Raw genomic sequence first — 23,923 nt, forward strand, 5'->3', positions numbered from 1 at the left:
CCCGGAGCGGAGTGATTCTGAGGTGTCATTCGACCAGCCTGCAGAAAGAAAAAATAACGATGAAAACGACCGATAACTTGAAATTTACTGGGGAAGACGTCCTGTCGATTAACAAGGATCGACAACAAGAAGCTGTCGCTCATCAAGGAGGGAATGGTGTTGAGACAGGTTCGAAGAATGGCCTGTGCCCAGGTGCCCTTACCCGCAAGAGTACGGCCATTGCCGCGGCTTTTGCGGCCTATGTTCCGCTTGCTTCCGTCGGCGCCGAGCCGCAGCCCGTCGGCAAGGCCACGACGACCGCTCAAGCGCCGATCCAATTCGACATTCCGGCGCAAGATTTGCCCCGCGCCCTGTCCGCTTTCACCGTGCAGAGCCGCGTCCAGGTTCTTTACGAAGGCGATGTCGCCGAGGGGCTGCGCAACGCCCCCCTCAAAGGCGCCTATACACCGGAAAAGGCCTTGAAAGTGCTGCTGAGCGCGGCTCCCGTTCAAGCCCGTTTCACCGGCCAACGGACGGTGACCCTGGAGCGCAAGCCAATCGCCGTTCAATCCGGCGGCGATGCAGCCGACACCATCGCGCTCGGGAAAGTGACTGTCAGTGCGGGAGCGGAGGCCGATCCGAACGATCCCTACAACGAGGACTACGCCGTTTCCAAATCCTTCCCAGCCACCAAGACCGACACGCCGATCATCGAGACGCCGGTATCGATTCAAGTAGTGCCGAGAGCGGTGATGGAGGATCAGAAAACTACCAGGATTACGGATGCTCTGGAGAACGTGAGCGGCGTTCGAGCGCAATCCTCCCTCGGAGCGGGCACCGGCTTCATCGTTCGCGGATTTCGCAATCCCTTGACCTACCGCAACGGCCTAATGGCAGTCCCGAGCGGTTTCCGTTCCGAATTCGATACGGCCAATCTGCAAAGCGTCGAAGTGCTCAAGGGGCCGGCGTCGGTTCTGTTCGGACGCGCGGAGCCCGGCGGCTTGATCCATGTCACGACCAAGAGGGCGCTCGACATTCCTTATTACTCCCTGGAACAACGGTTCGGCTCGTACGACTTCTATCGCACCGAATGGGACGCTACCGGCCCGATCACCGACGACAAATCCTTGTTGTATCGCTTCACCGGCTCCTACCAGAACAACGAGTCGTTCCGGGATTTCATCTCCAATGACAGGATCATGGTTTATCCCAGCGTCACGTGGCGACCGACCGAGGCAACCGATATAACGATCAACATCGAGGGGCTCAATCAGGACTACCAGGCCGATTATGGCATCCCTGTCATCGGCAAGCGCCCGGCGAATATCCCCGTGAGACGTGCCTTCGGCGATCCCAACGATCCGTTGGACAATATTTCCAGGGTGTTGCTGGGTACCGAAATCAACCATCGGTTCAACGAAGACTGGGCCATCCATAACCGGTTCCTCGCCAACTTCGGCCATGGCGACGAAACCTTTCTCAACCCTGCACCGGCGTTCGGGAACGCATTGAATCCCGTTACCGGCATCCTTCAGCGCAACGTCTTTTTCCAGCGTTATGACAGCGAGGGCTACACTACCAACCTCGATTTGACCGGCAAGTTCCGGATCGGTCCAACCGACCACGACGTCCTGGTGGGATACGACTATTTCCGGTCCTTCACCAAATACCGCACCCAGGGTTTTTTCGACACCCCCGACCCGGCGCTGGCGATCAACATATTCAATCCTTCGCCCAGTTATGGAATCGACAAGGCCGTATTCGACAGTGCCGTATTAGAGACGGAATTTCAGAACAACCGCTCGGTGATCAAAGACGAGTGGCACGGCGTTTATTTCCAGGACCACATCACCTTGTGGGACAAGCTGCATATCATGGGGGGAGGCCGTTACGACTGGATCGAAACGGGTAGAGGTCGGGGCAGCTCCTTCTCGGCTGCCGACAAAAACCTGCCGGACACCATCCGGAAAGACGACGGATTCAGTCCGCGCGTGGGCATTCTCTACCAGCCTTGGCAGTGGCTGGGAGTTTACGGTAATTGGACGACCTCGCTCGGCGCCAACAATGGGATATCGGCAGCCGGGAGATCCTTTGATCCTCAAATCGGCGAGCAATTCGAAGCCGGAATCAAGACCTCTTTGTTCGAAGATCGTTTGCTCGCTACCTTGGCTTATTACCACATCACCAAGGACAACCTGCTCACCCCCGACCTGACGACGCCCGATCCCAACGACAGCGTGGCGATCGGCCAGCAGCGCAGCCAGGGAATCGAACTGGACGTAGCGGGGCGTATTACCGACAACTTGAGCATCATCAGCAGCTATGCCTTCACCGATGCCCGGATTACCAAGGACAACCGAGCCCTGAATGGCCAGATTAAGGGGTACGAGGGCAAGCGACTGAACAATGTGCCCGAGCATGCGGCAAGCCTATGGCTCAGATACGACCTCAACGGGTACGAAGCGCCGGACGGTTGGAGTTTCGGTCTAGGCGGCGTACTGGCGGGGCAACGGGAAGGCGATGTCGAGAATACCTTCCAATTACCCGGCTATGTGCGGATGGACGCCTTCGCGGCATACCGATTGAAGGTAGGGCCGACGCGCGTCACGGCTCAATTCAATATCCGCAACCTGCTCGACAAGACGTATTACGAGTCCACCGATCCGGATATCAATGTATCGCCGCGCCTGGGCGTTTATCCCGGCGCACCGCTGACGGCCATCGGTTCGGTGCGGGTGGAATTTTGATGTTCAAGTATTTGGATAGCTAAGACGACCCGAACACGCAATGCCGATGAGCCTCCTTGCAAACGTCCTTGAAAGAGAAGCTGGGCTTCAGAGCGGTGCGCGACGTCTCGGTCGCTCAAGGCGCGTGCAGGGTCTGGCTTAAGGTACACCGGTGGATCTGGGGTGAACCAGCAGAGGCGATTCAATCGGCCGGGAAAAGAGGATTGTGATGTGTAGTATCAAAACCATTTCTGCGCTCCCCGGCCATCCGGACCCGGTGGTATTGGAGCCTGACTTCAACCGGGTTCATGAAATCTTCGAGAAGCTAGCGGACCGGTACGGAAAACTTTTCACGGTTCAATTTGCGAACCGGCCGCTAGTAGTCGTCGCGAATGCCAATCAGATCAATTTCATTCTTCGCAAAAGGCCGGACCTTTTCGGCCCATATAGCAGGAAAAACAGAGTTCTCGAAACCATGAAAGTGGACGGAATCGAGGCTGCCGACGACCACGGCTGGAAACGTCAACGGGAAGTTATAGCGGCATCCATGGAATCCCGCCATATGGCCCAATATTTCGAATATATCAAGGCGGCTACCGGAGATTTGAAAAACCATTGGATCACTCATGGCGAAAACCTTTCGAAAATTGATTTGGAAGCGGAGATTTTGGGCTTCTCGATATCGGTATTTACATCGATGGTATTCGGCGATCTGGCCGATATGCCAGTGGGCGAGCAAGAGGTCACGAAGAATATCTTACATAACCTGGTCCCTATTTTGGGCAGGCGCATCGATGCCTTACTGCCGCAAATGCATTTGGAAAGCTTCTCCGAAGACAATTATTTTGACGAGGACATAAGGGAAATCTTCAGAGCCGTTAAAAATGTCATTGCACGTAAAGGATCCCTTTTAAATGACACAAATGGGGCTGGCAACGCGGTGAGCATGGTCCGGCTTCTTATAGAAGCCATGAAAGAAAAGGGTTCTGATATTCGCAATATAAAACTCATCGAAAATATTCTGTTGATAGTCCTGGCCTCCGAACCCACTACAGCGAATACCCTGCTCCGGGTGCTCTTCTGCATTGCCAAAGACCCCCAGGTCCAAAGGGACATTCAGGACGAAGTCGATGCTGTACTAGGCAATGGCGGCATTATCGAGGACATTGAAGATATCAAGAAGCTCAAATGTATCGACGCCGTTATTTTAGAGACGATGAGAACGTCGTCGGTATCCCGCCTCGCGATCGTGGAGGCCAAGGCGGATTTGGTAATGGACGATGTCGAGATACCCGCTGGAACTCCGTTGGTATTGCTGATCGCGCGTTGCGCTCTGGACGATGAAAATTTTCATCAGGCTAGGGTATTTGATCACCGGCGATGGCGCAGCGAAACCAAAGTGGAATCTTCCAAACATAACGGCAAAGCCTTTTTGGGTTTCGGCTCGGGGCCGCGTTCATGTCCGGGAAGAGGTTTGGCCATGCTGGTTATCAAAAGCGCCTTGGCGATGATTTGCGGAAATTTCCAAATCCGACTGTCACCCGAAAAACAGCCTGGCGATAAAACCGGTTTCAACGATAAGCCGCTGTCCTTTGGTCTTACTATCGAAATTCGCGATAGGCGTCATGACGTCGCGCTTTAGAAAAGATTAAACCTATTGCTGTACGAAAAAGTATTCCACGAACGCGAACATGGAACGAAACCCGGGACACCTTACTCTTCGACGGCGTTTTCGCGCTTTCTGGCTCAAGGTGCATTTATTTATCGCCTTGGCGGCAGGGTTTGTTTTCGTCGTTCTCGGACTGACGGGGTCGGTTAATGTTTTCTTCCGAGAATTGGAAGAACTCGGTTTGCCGACGCAAACCCATCACGAATCCGATGTGCAACCACATTCATTGGACGAAATCATGCAAACCCTCACGGCGGCACATCCACAAAGAAAGGGGCAATGGATCTTGGTATTGCCTGGGTATGGGAAAACCTATTTGTGGGCAATATATCCGAACCCCGAGGAAACGACGGATGAATTTTACGCACCGTTGCGGGTTTTGGTGGATGTTTACAGTGGTGAAATCCTCAAGGAGAGCTTTTGGGGGCAAACCTTATCGACCCTGATTTACGAGATTCACGCCAGCTTTCTATTGGGCAAGCTCGGTTCGAAACCCGGCAAACTGGGTTTTGACATAGTCTGTTTCTCCGGCCTGCTCCTGCTGCTTTCCGCGTTGAGCGGCTTGTACCTGTGGTGGCCGCGTTGGAGCAAAATGAAAACCGCAATCACTTTCAAACGAAGGGCGAGTCCCGAACGGTTTTATTTTGATTTGCATAAAGTAACCGGCTTTTACGCAGCAACGGTTCTCGTCACACTGGCTTTTACCGGGTTTTCGTTCAGTTACGATGATTATCTAAAGCCGTTGATACGATGTTTTTCGCCTATCGGCGCCGAGCATTTAAAGGACCCCGAACTTAAATCGGAATCAGCCGCCGGTGGGCGCCGGATTTCGATAGCCGACGCCGTGGCAATAGCCGACTCCGTTTTTCCCGGCGCAGAACTGCGTGGAGTACAGACGCCGGACGGTCCCCATGGTGTCTATGTCATCGAGAAAAGGCAATCCGGAGAAGCTAACCGGCTCAGGCCGCGCACCAAGATCTGGATCGACCAGTACACCGGCAAGGTGCTGGCGGTTCAGGACCCGAATCAATTTACCGCCGGCGAGACATTCCTCAACCTCATGTGGCCCCTGCATAGCGGAGAAGCGATTGGCCTTCCGGGCCGCATCGCATGGTGTGTCATCGGTTTCACGCCCTTGATCCTTTACGTCAGCGGAATCGTGCGCTGGCTACAGAAGCGAAAGGCGGCAAGGCGGAGCGGGGCCGGGTTCAAGAAACGTCTGGAAAGGACAATGGGATGAAAAACGAGATCGAATTATCCGAATCCAAGTCTGCATTATCCGCAAGCAAACGAGCGCTTTTGCAAGAACGCCTGCAAGGGCGGCTGATTCCCCGTCGGCTCGGACCATCCACGATGCCCAAGCGGCCTCAGGGACCATCGCCTCTGTCTTTCTCCCAACAGCAGTTGTTCTTCCTCGATCAATTGGAATCGGACAGCGCCGCCTATAACTTTTCCATTGCGGTTCGGCTTAGGGGAACGCTAGTCGTTGACGCATTGGAAAAAGCCATCAACGAGATCATCCGTCGGCACGAGTCCTTGCGGACCGAATTTGTCATCGCGAACTCCGAGCCGATCCAGCGAGTGCTGCCGGAACTTAGCTTGTCCGTCAGTGTGGAGGATCTGAGCGGACAATCTCCGTCGGAACGCCGCGACTACCTTGGAAAACTGCTTAACCGGGAATCGAGAACGCCTTTTGATTTATCCGAATGCCCGCTGCTGCGCGTCAGGCTCTTTCGCTTGGCCGAGGGCACCCAAGACGAACAGGAGCATGTTCTCCTCATCACCATGCCCCACATTATCACCGACGGCTGGTCGGCGGCTGTTCTATACCGGGAGCTGGCCACGCTGTACGAAGCTTATGTCCTAGGCCGCCCGTCACCGTTACCCGAGTTGCCCATCCAATACGCCGACTTCGCTTATTGGCAGCGGCAGCGGTTGCAACCGGATGTCCTCGCGAAAATGTTTTCGTTCTGGGAGCGTCATTTATCCGGTTCCGATTCCGGTTTCGAGTTGCCGACCGATCGGACGAGGCCGGCGGTGCAGACGTATCGCGGGAGCGACTACCACTTTTTTCTGGCCAAGGAACTCACCGTAAAGCTGAACCAGTTATGCCGCCGGCGGAACGTGACTTTGTTCGCGCTCTTGTTTTCCGCCTTCAATGTGCTCCTGCATCGCTATACCGGTGAGCAACATATTTGCGTAGGGACCCCGGTAGCCAACCGCAACCATGCGGAGCTCGAAGGGCTGATCGGTTTTTTCGTCAATGTATTGGCACTGCAAACCGATCTTTCGGGCAATCCGAAATTCACCGCCTTGCTGGGCCGAACCCACGAAACGATGTTGGATACCCAGCCGCATCAGGAGTATCCCTTCGAGTTATTGGTTAAAAAGCTCAAGCCGATTCGAGATGCGAGTTCCAATCCGTTATTCCAGGTCATGTTCGTACTGCACAACGTGCCGTTCGACTCGATACGGGTAACCGGACTGGATATCACGCCATTCTCGGTCGAGAACCATGTTTCAAAGTTCGACTTGACCCTGCACGTTACCGAAGAGCCGGACGGTCTGCGCACATCCCTGGAATACAACGTCGATTTGTTCGACGAGAGCACGATCGCCCGCATGGCGAGTCACTTCCGGGTATTACTGGAGCACATCGCAGACGCTCCGGACACGCGGATCAGCGAATTGCGGCTGCTGACGCCGGAGGAAAACCGGCAACTGACCGAGGAGTGGAGCACTGTAACCGCCTACGTGTTATCGGATGGCGGTCCGGAGAGTGCGAATGGCCTGCCCGCGCGCTCGGGAGAAACGTCGGCGGACGGATTCATCCACGCACTGTTCGAGGATCAGGCGCGGCGTGTGCCGTCAGCAATCGCCCTGTGCGGCAACGGATCGACTTTGACTTACGCGGAGCTTAACGCCAGGGCCAATCAACTGGCGCACTACCTCCGTAGCAAAGGGGTAGGACCCGGAATCACGGTCGCACTATGTATCGGTCGCTTGCCGGAAATGGTGGTCGGGATACTCGGCGTTCTGAAAGCCGGCGGAGCCTATGTGCCGATCGATCCGAAATACCCCAAGGACGAGATTGCGTATCTGCTGGACGATTCCGGCGCAGCGCTGCTTCTGACTCGGGAATCGGTGCTGGCGGCGTTGCCGAATCTATCGATAGCGGCGACATGCGTCGACTGTGATTGGGAAGCGATTGCCGAACAACCCGTCGTGGATCCGCGGGTGACGACCGATTCCGGCGACCTGGCCTACGTTATTTACACCTCCGGGTCCACGGGAAAACCCAAGGGCGTAGCCGTTACTCATCGCAATGTCCTGCACTCGACCCAGGCCCGGTTTGCCTATTACCGCAACCCGGTGGAAAGCTTTTTATTGCTTTCTTCCTTTGCCTTCGACAGTTCCGTGGCGGGCATATTCTGGACCTTGAGCCAAGGCGGAAAACTGTGCATTCCCGATGATTCGACTCATACCGTTCCGGCGTTTGTGGTCGATTGGATCAGGAAAGAGCGGATTACCCATTTGTTAGGCCTGCCGTCTTTTTACAATATCCTCCTCGAGCAAGCGGATGCGGGGCAACTCGATAGCTTGCGGGCGGTTATCGTCGCCGGAGAAGCTTGCTCGGCGGGAGTGGCCGAACGCCACTACGCACAACTGCCGGGAGCGGATCTCTATAACGAATACGGCCCCACCGAAGGCACCGTCTGGTGCACCGCATATAAAATCCCGCCGAAATTTTCCGAGGACTCGATACCCATCGGCCGCCCCATTCCCGGTGCGCGGATATATCTATTGGATGCCTATTTGAATCCGGTGCCCGTTGGCGTACCCGGCGAGCTTTATATCGGCGGCGAAGGTCTTGCCGCCCGCTATTTGAATCAGCCGGCATTGACCGCCGAACGTTTTTTGCCCAACCCTTTCGATAATGCCTCCGGGGCTCGTCTTTACCGGACGGGAGACCGTGCGCATTTCCGCGCCGACGGCAATATCGTGTTCTTGGGGAGGGCCGATCACCAAGTCAAGATTAGGGGGTTTCGAGTAGAGTTGAGCGAGATCGAGGTCAAGTTGCTGAAGCACCCGGATATCGAAGCAGCGGTCGTGACCGATCACGAAACCCCTTCGGGAAGCAAGCGCCTGATTGCGTACCTCGTGCCAAGGCAAGGCGAACGCGCGGCCGACGCCGACGGGTTACGCGCGTTTCTGCAAAACATGTTGCCCAGCTACATGATTCCGTCGGCCTTTGTATTTCTCGATCGTCTCCCGCTGACGCCCAACGGCAAACTGGACCGCAAGGCATTACCTTCAGTGGACGTCCGGGATCAATCGGAGGACCGCTACGTCGCACCGCGCACCAAGATCGAGGCCGTGTTGTGCGCTATCTGGGGGCAGGTATTGGGTCTGGAGAAAGTCGGCATCCAGGATAACTTTTTCGAGATCGGCGGCGATTCCATATTAAGCATGCAGATGGTGAATCGGGCGAAGCAGGCCGGCTTGACCATTCATCCCCGGCAGGTTTTCGAATACCAAACCATCGAAGCATTGGCGAAAGCAAAGGACCGCGACACGGACGTGCAGGCGGAACAGGGCATCATTACGGGAGAAGTTCCCTTGACGCCCATCCAGCGGTGGTTTTTCGAACAGTCCTTCCCTAACCCGAATCATTGGAACCAATCGGTTCTGCTGGAGGCAAAACAGCCGATCGTCCCCGCGGTACTGACAGACGTCATACGGCACCTGCTGCACCACCACGATGTTTTGCGCACCCGTTTTCGCGAGTGCGGCGGTCTTTGGACGCAGGTGCTGGCGGAGGATGTCGAGGGCGCAGTCGAAATCGTTTCGGTCGATTTTTCGGGTCTCGCCGAGGATCGCCGGCAAGCCGCGCTGACCGAACAGGCTTCGCGGTGGCAGCGCAGCCTCGATTTGCGTCACGGGCCTTTAATTCGGGTGGTGTGGTTCGATTGCGGAGGCGATTCGAGCAGCCGTTTGTTGATCATCATCCACCACCTGGTGGTGGACGGAGTAAGTTGGCGCATTCTTTTGGAAGACATGAGCGCCCTTTACCGGCAGGCTCTCGCGGCGCGAGAGATGAGGTTGCCGAAAAAAACCACCGCCTTCAAGCAATGGGCGGAACGCCTCGCGGATCATGCGCAAACGGCAATGCCGGAGCGCAACGTCGCCTATTGGCTGAACACCGATTGGAGCCGGATCGCTGCACTGCCGATGGATTTCGCCGGGGGCGTCGATTCCGAGGCAACCGGCGAGACCGTGACCATTTCGCTGGACCCGACGAAAACGTCCGTTTTGCTGCAAAACGCCCCGCTGGCCTATGGCGCGCGGATCAACGAGGTTCTTCTCGCGGCGGTAGTGGCCGTGCTGGCCGAATGGGCGCAAAGCGACTCGGTATTTTTGGAAATGGAAAGCCATGGCCGTGAATACCTTTTTGACGATGTAGACATCTCGCGCACCGTAGGCTGGTTTACCGCCTTATTTCCGGTTTTGTTCGAAATTTCGCCCGATCGGGCTTTTCCGGAAATAGTCCAAGCGGTGAAGGAGCAACTGGCCGTCATCCCGAACCACGGCATCGATTACGGCGTCGTGCGCTATCTGAATCGGAATCCCGATCTTGTCAGCCGGCTGGAAGCCGTTCCGGAACCTCAAATCGGGTTTAACTACCTTGGCCGAATCGATCAAGGAACCGCGGTCGACGCTTGGTTTTCTCTCGCTCCGGAACCCGCCTGCCGCCTGAACGATCCAGCGGGAATGCGGCCGCGCAGCCTGTCGATCGATGCCTCGGTCGTGGCGGGTGAATTGCGCGTTCATTGGAGCTACAGCCATGCCTGTCATTCGCGGGAAACCATCGAGCGACTTGCCGGCAGGCTTTTAGGGATACTCGAAGATGCCGCCGCGGCTTGTTCGGCAGCAGCATCGCTCGGCGATGCCGTGAATTCGGAGCAACAAGAACCATCAACTTCCATTGTGAATCTGGCCGCGGAAGCGATTCTGGATTCGTCCATCACGCCTGCTTTCCGCCCAGGGAAACCGAACGGACTTCCTCGCAATGTGTTGTTGACTGGAATTACCGGGTTCGTGGGCCCTTTTTTACTGGACGAACTATTGGCGCAAACTCAAGGAAAGATTTTTTGCCTGGTGCGTTCCGGTTCGGCTGAGGACGCAGCCAATAAAATCGAAGAAACCCTCGATCGCTATGCCATCCATAACCCTTTGGCAAAACAGCGGATCGTGCCTTTGCCCGGTGATTTGGCAAAACCGTTTCTCGGACTGCCGGCGGCGCGGTTTCGGGAGTTGGGCGATGAAGTCGACGTGATCTATCACAACGGATCGTCGACCAACCTGATCTTATCTTATCCGGCTTTGAAACCCGCCAACGTGTCGGGTACGCGGGAGATCCTTCGCCTTGCCTGCACCGGCACGGTCAAGCCGGTTCATTACGTATCGACGTTGTCTATTTTCGACGACGGAACCGAGCCCGAGCCGCCAGGATTTTCGGAGGACGATCTGCCCAGCCTGAATACCCGTTTGACCTTGGGGTATTCGCAGAGCAAGTTGGTGGCCGAGCATCTGATTCGAATCGCGCGCGACCGCGGCTTGCCGGTTACCGTTTACCGATTGGGCACCGTGACGGGACATGGCGGCACCGGCGCTTGGAATCCGAATGATTTCCACTGCCGGTTTCTTAAGGTGTGCCTCGATCTCGGGATATTTCCCACGAATAGGACGTCATTCGTGCTGACACCCGTCGACTTCGTCAGCCGCGCCATCGTGGGGCTGTCCGCCCTCGATTCCTCGCCAGGGCGTACCTATCACGTTTTCAATCCTCATCCGACACCGGTATCGGATCTTATTGCCTGGCTCGACAGGTATGGGTATCGGATTGAAAAGGCTTCACCCCCGGAATGGATGAGCGCCTTTTCCACGCTCGCCTCTCGGTCGCCCGATCAGCCTTTGCACACCATGGCCGGAATGGTGGAGTCCTTTGTAGAACATCATCACGATGGTTCAGTGCCTTATCGATGCGGCACGACGGCTGAAGCATTGAGGCAAGCCGGAATCGCCTTGCCGACGGTCGATGAGGGCGTGTTTGCCAAATCGCTCGATTATCTGGTCGACGCGGGCGTTCTGGAACGGCCCTTTCGTTGAGCGACTTGCAAGCATCCACCCTGAAACAACACGCCGGATTAGTTCGATGGACCTGCTCAAACGCAAAGTAGCAGTAAGGTGCCCCGGTTGGGATAACGACAAGCCGCCCCGATATTTTTCCCAGCCTTATAGCCTCGTCGAGGGATTGGAGTGGATTTACCACGTCCTGATCAATCCGCCGCGAAGCCACGGCCCATTCGAAGAATTCGTTCCCGATAACAGCGTGATAAATACCGTTATGCCTCGGATAAAGCTGGGTTTTATCGGAGATATCATGATCCTCGAAGGAATGGATTTAAGAATCGGGGAGGATATCAGGCGCTTTTTCTCTGATACGGATTTCCTGGTCGGTAATTTCGAAGGGACTATTGTTACCGGCCACCGCAAGCAGGTGTTTATGGCCCAGGCTCACACCGAGGAGATTTTGGACCATCTGTCCAAGCTTTTTCCACCTGAGCGCACGGTTCTGTCCTGTGCCAATAATCACACGGGCGATTATGGCTGGGATGGGTTTTGCGAATCCTACCGGCGGCTGCAAGATTATGGCTTTATAACCGTGGGAAGGCGGGATGAACCGTCTGTGCTCATTGACGGTAAGGTAAATATTGTCGGTTGTACCCGTTGGTCGAATCAAAAATGCGAATTCGTAGCGACGATAGATGAGGTCGATGATTATTTTGCTGGCGATGCCGAATTCAATATTTTGTATCCGCACTGGGGATACGAAATGCAATTGCGTCCTAAATATCATCAGGTGCTGCACGGCCGCAGATTATTAAACATGTGGGATATGATCATCGGCCATCATTCGCATTGTCCGCAACCAGTCGAGCTTTGTGAAACTAATCGCAATACAAGATTATTAGCTTATTCATTGGGAAATTTTTGCTCCTCTGAAAATAGGGGAGATACCCCTATCGGGATTATTCTGAAAGCCGATATCGGGCCGGATAGCAACGGTGTCTGGGGTGTCGGCAGAATGAACTGGGAGTTTATATATGCGTTCTTGCACAAGAAACAGCGATGCGTCGAGCTCGAAATACGCCGCACTGAACCTGCTCGGTCTCGATAATGTGACAACCCGATGAGTGATTTATTCGGCTTTCTTCCGTTTCGGTCATGGATCGCGCTCTTGATCGCTGCCCTAACGGGCATGGTTAGTGGGCTTAGCGGGGTCGCACTGCTCGCCGTGATCAATGGCGCACTGCAGCCCCCTGCTTCTATAGACGAGTATTGGCCGGTATTCGTCGGACTGTGTGGCAGTTTTATCGCGGCCAGGCTCGTATCGGAATACGTCGTCATATTCCTAGGACAAAATACGATTCGTGATTTACGAATCAGGCTGTGTCGAGAAATTCTCGAATTACCGCTGGCTGAATTTCAGAAAATGGGCCCCGGCAAGGCCTTGGCAAATCTCACAGAAGATGTGGCGGCAGTCTCCGAGGCGTTCACCCGAATTCCTTCCATTTGCGTCAATATCGCCGTGGTGTTCGGCGGCTTGGGTTATCTTGGCTGGTTATCGAGGGATATCCTCTGGATCGTGTTAGGGGCCATGGCCGTCGGCGTCCTCAGTTTTAGGACGATTCAATACTGGGCCTATCGATGGCTGGTGGTCGCCCGCGAGCACGAGGATTCGGTATATAGATACATTCGGAACATGACCGATGGAATCAAGGAGCTAAAGCTCAATCAGCCGCGTCGCCGGGCGTTTTTGTCGGACTGCGTGGAAGCTTCGATTATCAATTGCCGTCGGAATAGGCTATCGGCAATGCTGTGGTATGCGGTCGCCATCAACTGGGGAAACGGATTGTTTTACGCAGTGATCGGTACGATTCTTTTCATTCTGCCTCAGTGGCAGGAAATTCCGTCCGAGATCGCGCGAGGCTATTGTTTGATCATTTTATACATGGCTATGCCGCTCCAGCTTCTGCTCGAAGTTATTCCTATCCTGTCGAAAGCCAGGGTGTCGGCCGGAAAGATTCACGCTCTGGAGAAAGGGCTTTCCGGCAAAAATCAGGATTACGGGCTGCTTCCAAGAAGAGATCCCGAAGCGCGTACGCCGATTTTGGAGCTTTCGAAAGTCCAGCATTGTTATCGTGGAGAAGACGGGCGCGTGGAGTTCGTACTCGGCCCTATCGACCTAACTCTATACCCCGGTGAAATCGTTTTTATTATTGGAGGAAACGGCAGCGGGAAATCCACGTTAGCTTTTTTATTGGTTGGATTATATCGGCCGGAAAGCGGAGAAATACAGTTGGATGGCGAACCGATAAATGATGGAAATCTCGAATATTATCGACAGCACTTCTCGGCCATTTTTTTCGACTTTTTCCTGTTCGAAAACCTATTGGGCTTCGACAATCTGGAATCCAACAGCAAAATATGGGAATACCTGAAGCATCTGGACCTCGCTCACAAGGTCACCGTCAAGGACGGTAAGTTTTCTACGGTCAATTTATCGCAAGGGCAGCGAAAACGGCTCGCACTTCTGGTTGCTTATCTGGAAGATCGTCCATTCTATGTGTTCGATGAATGGGCTGCGGATCAGGATCCGATATTCAAGAGGATTTTCTACCGAGAGATTCTCGGTTCCCTAAAATCCCGCGGAAAGACGGTTATCGTGATTACTCACGACGATGCGTATTTTTCATTGGCGGATCGTTGTCTCAAGCTGCGGGACGGAAAGCTTTTCGAGGTGCCGGTGGCCGAGGCGAGCGATAGCCATGGGAGAGCCGAAAATTTCGCCGCCCCTACTACGACAATGTTAGAGGTCGGCCATGGAGCCTGAAATGGGTTGCTCGAGCCCTGGAGACAAGGAAGAAAAATCGGCGGTTTCGGCAGAGCTATCGAACCGAATGTCGTCACGGCGGTGGAACCGAACGAGCACGAAAGTAACGCATCGCCTGTTTTTCGGCGCCGTCATTTTGATCGGTGCCGGCTGCTTGGCGGGGTATTGCTCGCTACGACTATCGTTGCCCCCCGAGCAGGGGACTTACCGGCTTACTGAGCTTGCATCGGGCGTCGTGGTGGAATTCGACAGCCAGGGAATTCCCTCGATTTCGGCAAAATCCCGCGAGGACGCCTTTTATGCGTTAGGTTTTGTGACCGCTCGCGACCGCCTGTTTCAACTCGATCTGCTGAGGAGGCAAATGGCGGGACGGCTGGCCGAGGTCATGGGAGAAGATTTGGTGGAGTCGGACCATCGGCATCGGGTAATGGGTTTCGAACATGTGGCCGGAGCTATTGTGAAACGCCTTCCGGAGGATCAGTTGCGGGTGTTGGAGGCTTATGCCGCGGGGATCAACCAGGGAATGGCGTCCATGCCGGTCGTACCGTTCGAATTCTTGCTGTTGGGATATCGGCCTTCCGCTTGGCGGCCCGAGGACAGCCTGCTGGTGGTGCTGGCCATGGAAGAGGACTTGGGATGGACGGGGGAAGCGGAGCGCATGGCCACGGTCATGGAGGCCGCCCTGCCGAAAGCGGTAAATGCGTTTTTCTCTCCGGCCGTCGATCGCTACACCAACCAACTTCTAAGCGGCAAAGCCTCTCGGACTCGGCTCCCTCCGATTCCCAAGGAGGACTTGTCTGCCTTGCTGAGGAATGCTGGAGAACACTACGCCGGTTTGGCAACGGACGGTCCTGCCCCCAAGGGATCGAACGGTTGGGTGGTCGGTCCTTCGAAAACTTGGGACGGACGAGCCATCCTCGCAAATGATATGCACTTGTCGCTACGTGTCCCCAACATATGGTACCGGGTGCAAATTCGCTATAAGGACGTGCAGCTCACCGGTCTTAGCTTGCCGGGAATCCCTCTGGTCGTGGTGGGTTCCAACGGTAAGGTGGCCTGGGGCTTTACCAACATAGAGGGCGATTTCGTCGATTTGGTGGAACTGGAACTCGATCCGGACGATCCCGGACGCTATCGCACGCCTCAGGGATTTGCCCGCTTCGGCGAACGCATCGAAACGGTGCCGGTACGGGACGGAACCGAGCGCACGTTCAAAGTACTGGAAACCATCTGGGGACCCGCTCTGCCCGAACCCCTACTGGGCAAGCGGGTGGCCGTACACTGGACCGCCCTGGATCCGGAGGCTACCGACCTGCATCTTCTCAACCTGGATGCGGTGGAGGATGTCGCTGCCGCCCAGGCCGTGTTCAACCGGGGCGGCGGTCCGCCCTTGAATGCCATGGCGGCGGATAGCCGAGGCAACATCGGTTGGACTTACACGGGGAAAATCCCGAGACGCTTCGGTTTCGACGGATCGGTTACCCGCTCTTGGGCAGATGGCTCGCGCGGCTGGAAAGGTTACATTCCGCCCGAAGAGCTGCCACGCTCGGTGAATCCGTCAGCCGGTTTCATCGTCAACGCCAATCAGCGGATGCTCAATGACGATTATCCCTATGTCATCGGCCATGATTTCGACCACGGGCACCGCGCCCACCGAATCGCCGAAAAACTCTCCATGGCCAATAATCTCGACGAGCGGGATATGCTTACCCTGCAACTCGACACGCGGGTGGAGTTCTATCGGTTTTATCAACGGCTTGCCCTGTCTCTTCCGCCCGGCGATGCGCGCGAGGCGGGGGAACGTTGGCGGGAGAGCTTGGAAAGGTGGGACGGTTCCGCGGAAAAAGGGTCGGTAGGATTTGCGCTGCTGGTGGAATTTCGCCGCTTGTTGCTCGACGAGGTTATTTCTCCCTACCTGACGAGGTGTCGTAGCCTAGATCCCGGCTTCCGGCTTCAGAGAGCGACCATCGATGAGCCCTTGCAGCAACTTCTAGAGGCGAAATTGCCGGAATTGTTGCCTCACAAAGAACGCTATCCGGATTGGGATGCTTTTCTCCGCGATCTCCTGATACGGTCGGAGCGTAACATCTCTGCTAAGTATGGAGGCGAGTCCGCGGAATCGCTGACTTGGGGCGCGGTCAATCGCGTGTCTATCGCCCATCCGTTTTCATCCGCGCTTCCATTGCTCGGCACCTTCCTGGACATGCCGCCGGTTCCCGTGTCGGGATGCCGCGAATGCGTCCGCGTTTACTCGCCCGGCTATGGAGCCAGCGAGCGTATGGTGGTCGCGCCGGGTCATGAACTCAACGGCCTTTTCCATATGCCGGGAGGCCAATCCGGGCATCCGCTGTCGGCACATTATGACGACCAACACTCGGCTTGGGTGGAAGGAACTCCTACGCCTTTTTTAGTCGATGATCTCGTTCATCGGCTTTATCTGGTGCCAGTGGAGGACTGAATTCAGTGGGATTGGAAGAGAGGGGGCAAGGATTTGCGGAAATGCCCGGTGCCGCATGGCAGTGGGACCAGATGCCCGGAAGTGCTTCGGGCAACGAATCGCATAAAACTGAAACGGAGTTGTCATCATGACGCACATTGTTGCGGAGCCGAAAATTGACCTTCCCTCGCAGGAACCCTTAGCCGGGGCCGACGGATTATCGTTGGCGTCATCGAATCGAACGAGGCGGAACGATATTTCGGGCAACGCGTATTATCTGGATCGGCAGACGGCGTTCGAATCCAACGCCCGGACCTATCCGCGCAAGCTGCCCATCGCCATTCGCCGGGCCGAAGGCATTCATGTCGAGGATACCGACGGACGGCGCTATATCGATTGCCTGGCTGGGGCGGGGGCCTTGACGCTCGGGCACTATCATCCGGTGGTGGTGGAGGCGGTGCAACGCGCGGTGGCCGATGGCGTGCCCTGGCAAACCCTGGATTTGACGACGCCGGTCAAGGACGCTTTTGTCGAGGAGCTTTTCTCTACGCTGCCGAACGAATTCGCCGGCCACGCCCGTATCCAGTTCTGCGGGCCGTCCGGGGCGGATGCCATCGAAGCGGCGCTCAAGCTGGTCAAGACCGCCACTCGTCGGCGTTCGGTCCTTGCTTTTCATGGGGCCTACCACGGCATGACCCACGGCGCGCTGGGCTTGACCGGCGAGACCGGGCCCAAGCTGGCGATCGGGGGACTCATGCCCGAGGTGCATTTCCTGCCTTATCCCTACGCCTATCGCTGCCCGTTCAATCTCGGCGGCGAGGCGACCTGGCGCGCGTCCATCGCCTACATCGAGAGGCTGTTGGACGACACCAACAGCGGCATCGCTCCGCCCGCCGGCATGATCCTGGAAGCCGTGCAAGGGGAGGGCGGGGTGATTCCGGCGCCGGACGAGTGGCTTCGGGAAATACGGCGCATCACCCGCGAACGGGAGATTCCCTTGATCGTCGACGAAGTACAGACCGGCGTAGGTCGCACGGGAGCGATGTATGCGTTCGAGCATGCCGGCATCCTGCCGGATGTGTTGGTGCTTTCGAAAGCGGTGGGCGGCGGACTGCCGCTTAGCGTGGCGGTCTACCACGAAAGTCTGGACAGCTGGGAGCCCGGCGCGCACGCCGGCACGTTTCGAGGCAACCAATTGGCCATGGCGGCGGGCGCCGCGACTCTGCGATTCGTCAAGGAGCAGACGCTCGACCGCCATGCGGACGCGATGGGCGAGCGTTTAATGGCCCATCTGCTCCGTATCCAACGGGAGTCGCCTCATGTGGGCGACGTGCGGGGACGGGGCCTGATGGTCGGCGCCGAGATCGTGGATGCGCGAGCCGAGCCCGATCGTCTCGGCGCCCGTCCGCCTTGCCGCGAACTGGCGCGCCGGATTCAGAAGGAATGTCTGGATCGCGGCTTGATTCTCGAATTGGGCGGGCGTCAGGGAAGCGTGGCCCGCTTCCTGCCGCCTCTGATCGTGACCGCGGGCGACATCGACCGGATCGCCGAGATCTTCGAAGAGGCGGTGCGGGCGGCCTGAGACTCGAGTCTGTTCAGAGGCGCGATATTATTAATCAGGCCCGTAAATACCCTCCTGGTATTTCGGGCCGCCGCCCAGGCCCGGTACACGCCCGGCCTGGGCTCACGCGGCTTGTCGCCGCGCCGGGGCATCCCTGCCCCGGATTAACCCGGCCTATATTTATAGGCCGGGTTAATAATCGGTTTTATGACGTTCCCCTGTAGTGCCGGGGCGGTGCATGCGCGACCGGCATCACCGAAAAAATAAGCGATAGGAGTACGGGTTTTGGGGCGGTCAAACGTCTTATATGGAATGGCTGCGGCAAATTGCCTTTGGCCGAGTCTTTGGTTTTGCTGTTCCCTTCAGGAGTAATCCGTGAAACGACGCACACTGACCGCCGCCCTTGTCATGCTGATTGTTGCGCTGGAGATCCATGCCGGTACTCTCGCCGACGGCAAATGGAGTCCGGCAAGTTGCGGAACGCGGCCGGCCGTGCCGGAGATCGATTCCCGCAGCGTCGACGCCTACAACCGCAGTCTCAAGGTGGCGAGAGACTGGCAGCAAAAGGCGCAAGCCTACAACGACTGCATCGTCAAGGAAGCCAACGCAGACAACTCGGTCATCGCCGAGACGGCAAACGCTGAACAGGCACGCTTCCGCGCCGAGGTCGAACAGATCGGTGCCGTGGCGACGGTCGCCAAGGCCAAGCTGGATAGCCGATGACACGGATGGCTGAAACGCCACCCGGCTTTTTGGGTGCCGATACACGCCGGACCGGTCTTGCGATGGCCGGTTTTTTTGATTGTCATGCGCCTTCTTCGGCTGGGCTTTGGCCCACGCACCAAACGGGGCAGGTGAACTACCGGTGAGTCTTGGAGAGCCATGAGGCTGGAGACTTTGGACGTTGGACTTGAGGCCGAACCGCGAGCGTGCGCCGCGTGCTCGCCCGAGCAGCGAGATAGGCGTCGAAGCTTGGGGCTTTCCCTCCGGCGTAGTTAACGTCTAGATGAAGATCCTCCTCCCCATTCTCGTGTTGCTGACCGGCGCGGTCGGCGCTTACGCCATCGTATCCCACCGGCCGGCGCTGGAAACCCAGCCCGCCAAAGCGGAACCGCCGCTGGTCTCGGTCGTTCGTGCCGAGCCGCAGACCGTTCGGTTGAACGTGCGTTCACAAGGTGTCGTCGTGCCCCGCAACGAAATCGACTGGGTCGCGGAGGTGGCGGGCAAGGTGATCCGGTTGAATCCCGATTTCGTCGCCGGCGGGTTCTTCGAGATGGGCGAGGAACTCGTGGGACTCGATCCCCGCGACTACGATCAGGCCGTCCTCGCCGCCGAAGCCCAGCTTGCGGAGGCTAAGCGTCGGCTCGCACAGGAAGAAGCCGAAGCCGAACAGGCTCGAAGCGAATGGCAGGCTCTCGGCGAAGGACAGCCCTCGCCGCTCATCCTGCACGAGCCGCAACTGGCCGAAGCGCGGGCCAAGCTGAAAGCCGCCGAGGCCGATTTGGTCAAGGCTCGCGTGCAGCGGAGCCGGTGTGACCTGCACGCGCCGTTCGCAGGCCGTGTATTGGCCAAGTACGTGGGACTCGGCCAATACGTGCAGCCCGGCGAAAAACTGGCGCGGGTCTATGCCACCGATGTGGCCGAGGTGCGCTTGCCGGTTTCGACCGATCAACTGGCATACCTCGATCTGGACTTGGGCCGGCGCAACGGCCATCGTGACGAAGGCCCCAGGGTTATTTTGACGGCGGATCTCGGGAACGTCGAACAGCGCTGGGAGGGGCGCATCGTGCGCAGCGAGGCGCAAGTCGACGACGCGACCGGCCTCTTACATCTCGTGGCGGAAGTTCGGGAGCCGTATGCGCAAAAACATCCCCAACCCTTGCTGACCGGTTTGTTCGTCAAGGCTGAGATCGATGGCAGGGAACAGTCCGGGGTTTTCGTGCTGCCGCCCGGCGCCGTCAACGCGGCTCAGGAAGCGCTGGTAGTGGATACCGAGCGGCACCTCCATATCCGCCGCCTCGCGGTGCTGCGCACCGAAGCCGATCGGGTCTTGATCGGCGGCGGACTGGCTGCCGGGGAGAAGGTGGTCATCGGCGGCGTGCAAGTGCCCGTGGAGGGGATGCTCGTGAGACTTGAGGCTGGAGACTTGAGGCCGGAGGAAAGAAATGACCGTGCCTCCAATTGATAGCTCTCAAGCCTACAGCCTCAAGTCTCAAACCTTTTCCTCTGGTCTCGTCGGTTGGTTCGCTTCCAACCCGGTCGCCGCCAATCTCTTGATGCTGCTGATCCTGTTCGGCGGAATCGGCAGCCTGATCGTCATGGACAAGGAGGTGTTTCCACGCTTTCTCCCCCACCAAATCGAAATCAAGGCGATCTATCCTGGTGCCGGGCCCTTGGAGATCGAGGAATCGGTGTGCATCCGCATCGAAGAGGCGGTTTACGATCTGCCGGGCGTCAAGCGGCTCAAGTCGGAGATCAGCGAGGGCGAATGTAGGGTGAATGTGGTGGTTCTGCCGGGTCACGACAAAGACCGGGTGATGAACGCCGTGCGCGGGCGGGTCCAGTCCATTCAGCGACTGCCGAAGACTCTCGAAAAGATCGAGGTGCAGCCGGCTTACCGGGAGGGCGACGACGGCGTCATCTGGGTGGCGCTGCACGGTCCCACCGATCCGCTCGTCCTCAAGCGGCTCGGCGAACGTATCCAGGGCGATCTGGCGCGGTTACCCGGCGTCACCCGCGCCCTCAATTACTACGACGTGCCTTACGAAATCGCCATCGAGGTTTCTTCGGAACGGCTGCGGCAACACCGGTTGTCCCTGCACGATGTTGCCGACGCGGTCCGACGGACTTCGGTGGACCTGCCCGGCGGCATGGTGAAGAGCCCGGCCGGTGAACTGTTGCTGCGGGTCAAGGGCAAAGCCCGAGAGGGAGCTTCGATCGGGGATCTGGTGCTCAAAACCCATCCGGACGGCAGCCGGGTGCTGCTCCGCGACGTAGCCACCGTCACTGACGGCCTGGAAGAACGGCTCTCGGCATGGCGCCACAACGGCGAGACGGCTCAGGGCTGGGAAATCCACGCCGAGCATGACACGGTCGAGGTCGCCCGCCGGGTCAAGGCCTATGTGGAGGAGATGAGCGCCCGGCTGCCGGAACGGCTCTCGATGATTACCTGGTGGGACGATTCCCAAGCCTACGACGAGCGCATCCGGACTCTCATCGAGGACGGCCTCTGCGGTTTCGTTCTGGTGTGCGCCGTGCTGAGCCTATTTCTGCGATTCAAGGTGGCTTTGTGGGCCGGCGCGGGGATTCTCACCTCGGTGTTCGGCGCGCTCTGGTTGATGCCGATGCTGGGCATCTCGCTCAATATGCTGTCCCTGTTCGGTTTTCTGCTCGCCATGGGTATTCTGGTGGACGACGCCATCATCGTCGGGGAGGCGGTGCATAAGGAACAGACTCTAGACTCTAGGCCAGAGTCCCTAGGCCATAGGCTGAAGGCTCAAGAAGAGGCGCTAGGCTCTAGACCTCAGACGCTGGAAAATCAAGACCTAGAGTCTAGAGCCTATAGCCTCGCCTGTGCCATTCGCGGCGCGGAAAGCGTCGCCCAGCCGGTGATTCTGGCGGTGTTGACCACCCTGGTTGCCTTCCTGCCCGGCCTGTTCCTGCCCGGCTGGGCGGGGGAGATGATGCGGCCGATCTGCCTGGTGATGATTCTCACGCTGGTATTTTCTTTAATCGAGGCGCTATTGATCTTGCCTGCGCATTTGGCCGCTCCCTCAAGACCCGGCCCATATGTCTCTCGCTTGGAGAGATTTCGTATCAGGCTCAACCGCGGTTTGGAGGATTTCGTCCGGCGGATTTACGGCCCCTTTCTGGAAAAAGCCTTGGCATGGCGCTATCTCACCGTTGCCGCTTTCGCCGTATTGCTGATGCTGGGCGCCGCGCTGGTGGCCGGCGGCCATATCCGGTTGTCGCTGCAGGCGGATGTCACCAAGGACAGTTTCTGGGTCAATCTGAAGTTACCGCAGGATGCGCCCTATAGTGAAACCCTCCGGGCGGCGGAAAAAGTGGAGCGGGCTTTGCTGGAGTTGCGGGATGAACTGGATCACGCTGGAGGAAAAGGCAGAGAGAAAACAGCAGCACTATCTTCCTCAAGTCTCCAGCCTCAGGTCTCAAGTCTGGAGCCAGCCTCGGTAATCGTCGGTCTGGAGACGCTGGTGTGGGAGCACGGCGCCGGATTCTGGACCGAGCTTTCGCCGGAAGGACGGCAACGCATCGTGGTCGAGGATTTCATCCGGGAATGGCGCCGGCGCATCGGCGACATCGGGCGCGCGAAAATCGATTTTCTCTACAAGGAAGGCGATGTTCCCTACGATATCGAGCTCGACCTCGGGGCGCCCGATCCGTCGCTGCTGACCGCGGCGGCCGAACAGCTCAAGCGCAAACTGGCCGCATATCCCGGCGTGTACGACGTGGTCGACTCCGCCGAACCCGGCAAACCCGAGATCCGCCTTCGCCTGAAGCCTGAAGCGGAACGCTTGGGGCTGCGGCTGGAAGACGTCGCCGAGCAGACGCGGCACGGCTACTACGGCGACGAAGTTCATCGGCTGCAACGAGGGCGCAGCGAAGTCAAAGTCATGGTGCGCCTGCCCCGGAGCGAGCGGCAGTCCTTGGACGATCTGCATAATCTGCCGATCCGCCTGCCCAACGGAGCACAAGCGCCGCTTCGGACCCTCGCCGAGATTGACCTCGTGCCCGGCTACGCCAAGCTGGCCCGGCAGGATCGGCAGCGTGTGCTGAAAGTGCAAGCGCGGGTCGATCCCAAGTCGGCGGACCTCAATGCGATCTATGCCGATCTGGAAGCAGCGGAAATTCCCCGTTTGAAACAGCAGTTCCCGGGGCTGGACGTAGGCTTGGGCGAGGAGCGAATCGAGCAGGAGGCGTCCGTTCATGCTCTCGCTTTCTATACCCTGATCGCCCTGGTGGTGATCTACGCCCTGATCGCCGTGCCGTTCCGCTCCTATGTCATTCCGCTGATTTTTCTGCTGGCCGCGCCCGTCGCCTGGTGCGGCGCGGTTTTCGCCCACTGGCTGGCGGGTCTGCCTTTATCCATGGAATCCCTGGTGGGCATGATCGCCGCCAGCGGCGTGGTGGTGAACGACAGTTTGGTCTTGCTTGACTACATCAAGGAACATGAGGCTACAGGCCCTAGGCTCGTAGCTCTAGGCGAAGAAAGGGAGCAAGACTCGCCGATAAATGCTGGCTACAGCCTAGAGCCTAAAGCCTATAACCTCATTCTCGAGGCCTGCACCGTCCGCTTCCGCCCGATTCTGCTGGCGTTTCTCACGACCTTCGCCGGTTTTCTGCCGACTCTGCTGGAGACCAGCCAGCAAGCCCAATTTCTGGTCCCGATGACCTTGTCGCTGGCCGCCGGGCTGTTGTTCGGCATGGGGGCGAGCCTCGTGTTGACGCCGGTGTGTTACGCCATTTTTGGGCAGTCGCGGCAGGTTGCGGCCTCTAGCGCGGTTCCTACCGGGGTATAGCTGTGTCGGCAAAGGATTGCCGACCTACGAAAGGGCGTCGCTAAGTAGGTCGG

At 57.5% G+C, this 23,923-nt stretch carries 11 protein-coding genes; all 11 read left to right on the plus strand.

Translation table 11 applies throughout. The annotated features are described in order from the left end of the window. Positions 1-59 precede the first annotated feature (59 nt). Positions 60-2,726 carry a TonB-dependent receptor gene (locus JOD69_RS01635; protein WP_086135179.1) on the plus strand — a complete coding sequence of 889 codons (2,667 nt, stop codon included), beginning with the start codon at positions 60-62 and terminating at the stop codon, positions 2,724-2,726. Between the two features lie 208 nt (positions 2,727-2,934). Then, complete coding sequence (locus JOD69_RS01640; RefSeq protein ID WP_086135180.1) at positions 2,935-4,347, plus strand: cytochrome P450; 1,413 nt, start codon at positions 2,935-2,937, stop codon at positions 4,345-4,347. A gap of 49 nt (positions 4,348-4,396) precedes the next feature. Then, a complete protein-coding gene (locus tag JOD69_RS01645) occupies positions 4,397-5,614 on the plus strand; it encodes a PepSY-associated TM helix domain-containing protein (protein WP_086135228.1) in 1,218 nt (405 codons plus the stop codon). Next, the gene (locus JOD69_RS01650) at positions 5,611-11,544 is read left to right on the plus strand and encodes a non-ribosomal peptide synthetase (protein ID WP_168183882.1); all 5,934 of its coding nucleotides are present in this window, start codon (positions 5,611-5,613) and stop codon (positions 11,542-11,544) included. Before JOD69_RS01645 ends, JOD69_RS01650 begins: the two co-directional genes overlap by 4 nt. Positions 11,545-11,590: 46 nt before the next feature. Next, positions 11,591-12,616 carry a CapA family protein gene (locus tag JOD69_RS01655; RefSeq protein ID WP_168183883.1) on the plus strand — a complete coding sequence of 342 codons (1,026 nt, stop codon included), beginning with the start codon at positions 11,591-11,593 and terminating at the stop codon, positions 12,614-12,616. Between the two features lie 12 nt (positions 12,617-12,628). Then, complete coding sequence (locus JOD69_RS01660) at positions 12,629-14,332, plus strand: cyclic peptide export ABC transporter (RefSeq protein WP_086135183.1); 1,704 nt, start codon at positions 12,629-12,631, stop codon at positions 14,330-14,332. A gap of 1 nt (position 14,333) precedes the next feature. After that, the gene (locus tag JOD69_RS01665; RefSeq protein WP_168183884.1) at positions 14,334-16,790 is read left to right on the plus strand and encodes a penicillin acylase family protein; all 2,457 of its coding nucleotides are present in this window, start codon (positions 14,334-14,336) and stop codon (positions 16,788-16,790) included. Between the two features lie 127 nt (positions 16,791-16,917). Beyond that, the gene (locus tag JOD69_RS01670) at positions 16,918-18,351 is read left to right on the plus strand and encodes a diaminobutyrate--2-oxoglutarate transaminase (protein ID WP_086135185.1); all 1,434 of its coding nucleotides are present in this window, start codon (positions 16,918-16,920) and stop codon (positions 18,349-18,351) included. 354 nt (positions 18,352-18,705) lie between these two features. Then, positions 18,706-19,053 carry a hypothetical protein gene (locus JOD69_RS01675; protein WP_240507104.1) on the plus strand — a complete coding sequence of 116 codons (348 nt, stop codon included), beginning with the start codon at positions 18,706-18,708 and terminating at the stop codon, positions 19,051-19,053. Positions 19,054-19,336: 283 nt separating this feature from the next. After that, positions 19,337-20,515, plus strand: a complete 1,179-nt coding sequence (locus tag JOD69_RS01680) for an efflux RND transporter periplasmic adaptor subunit (RefSeq protein ID WP_086135186.1) — start codon at positions 19,337-19,339, stop codon at positions 20,513-20,515. Continuing rightward, entirely contained in the window at positions 20,496-23,870 is a 3,375-nt protein-coding gene (locus tag JOD69_RS01685; protein ID WP_086135187.1) for an efflux RND transporter permease subunit, read from the plus strand. The genes JOD69_RS01680 and JOD69_RS01685 overlap by 20 nt, the downstream gene beginning before the upstream one ends. The last annotated feature ends 53 nt before the right edge of the window (positions 23,871-23,923 follow it).

Origin of the sequence: Methylocaldum sp. RMAD-M, assembly GCF_017832375.1 — a bacterium.
GTDB lineage: Bacteria > Pseudomonadota > Gammaproteobacteria > Methylococcales > Methylococcaceae > Methylocaldum.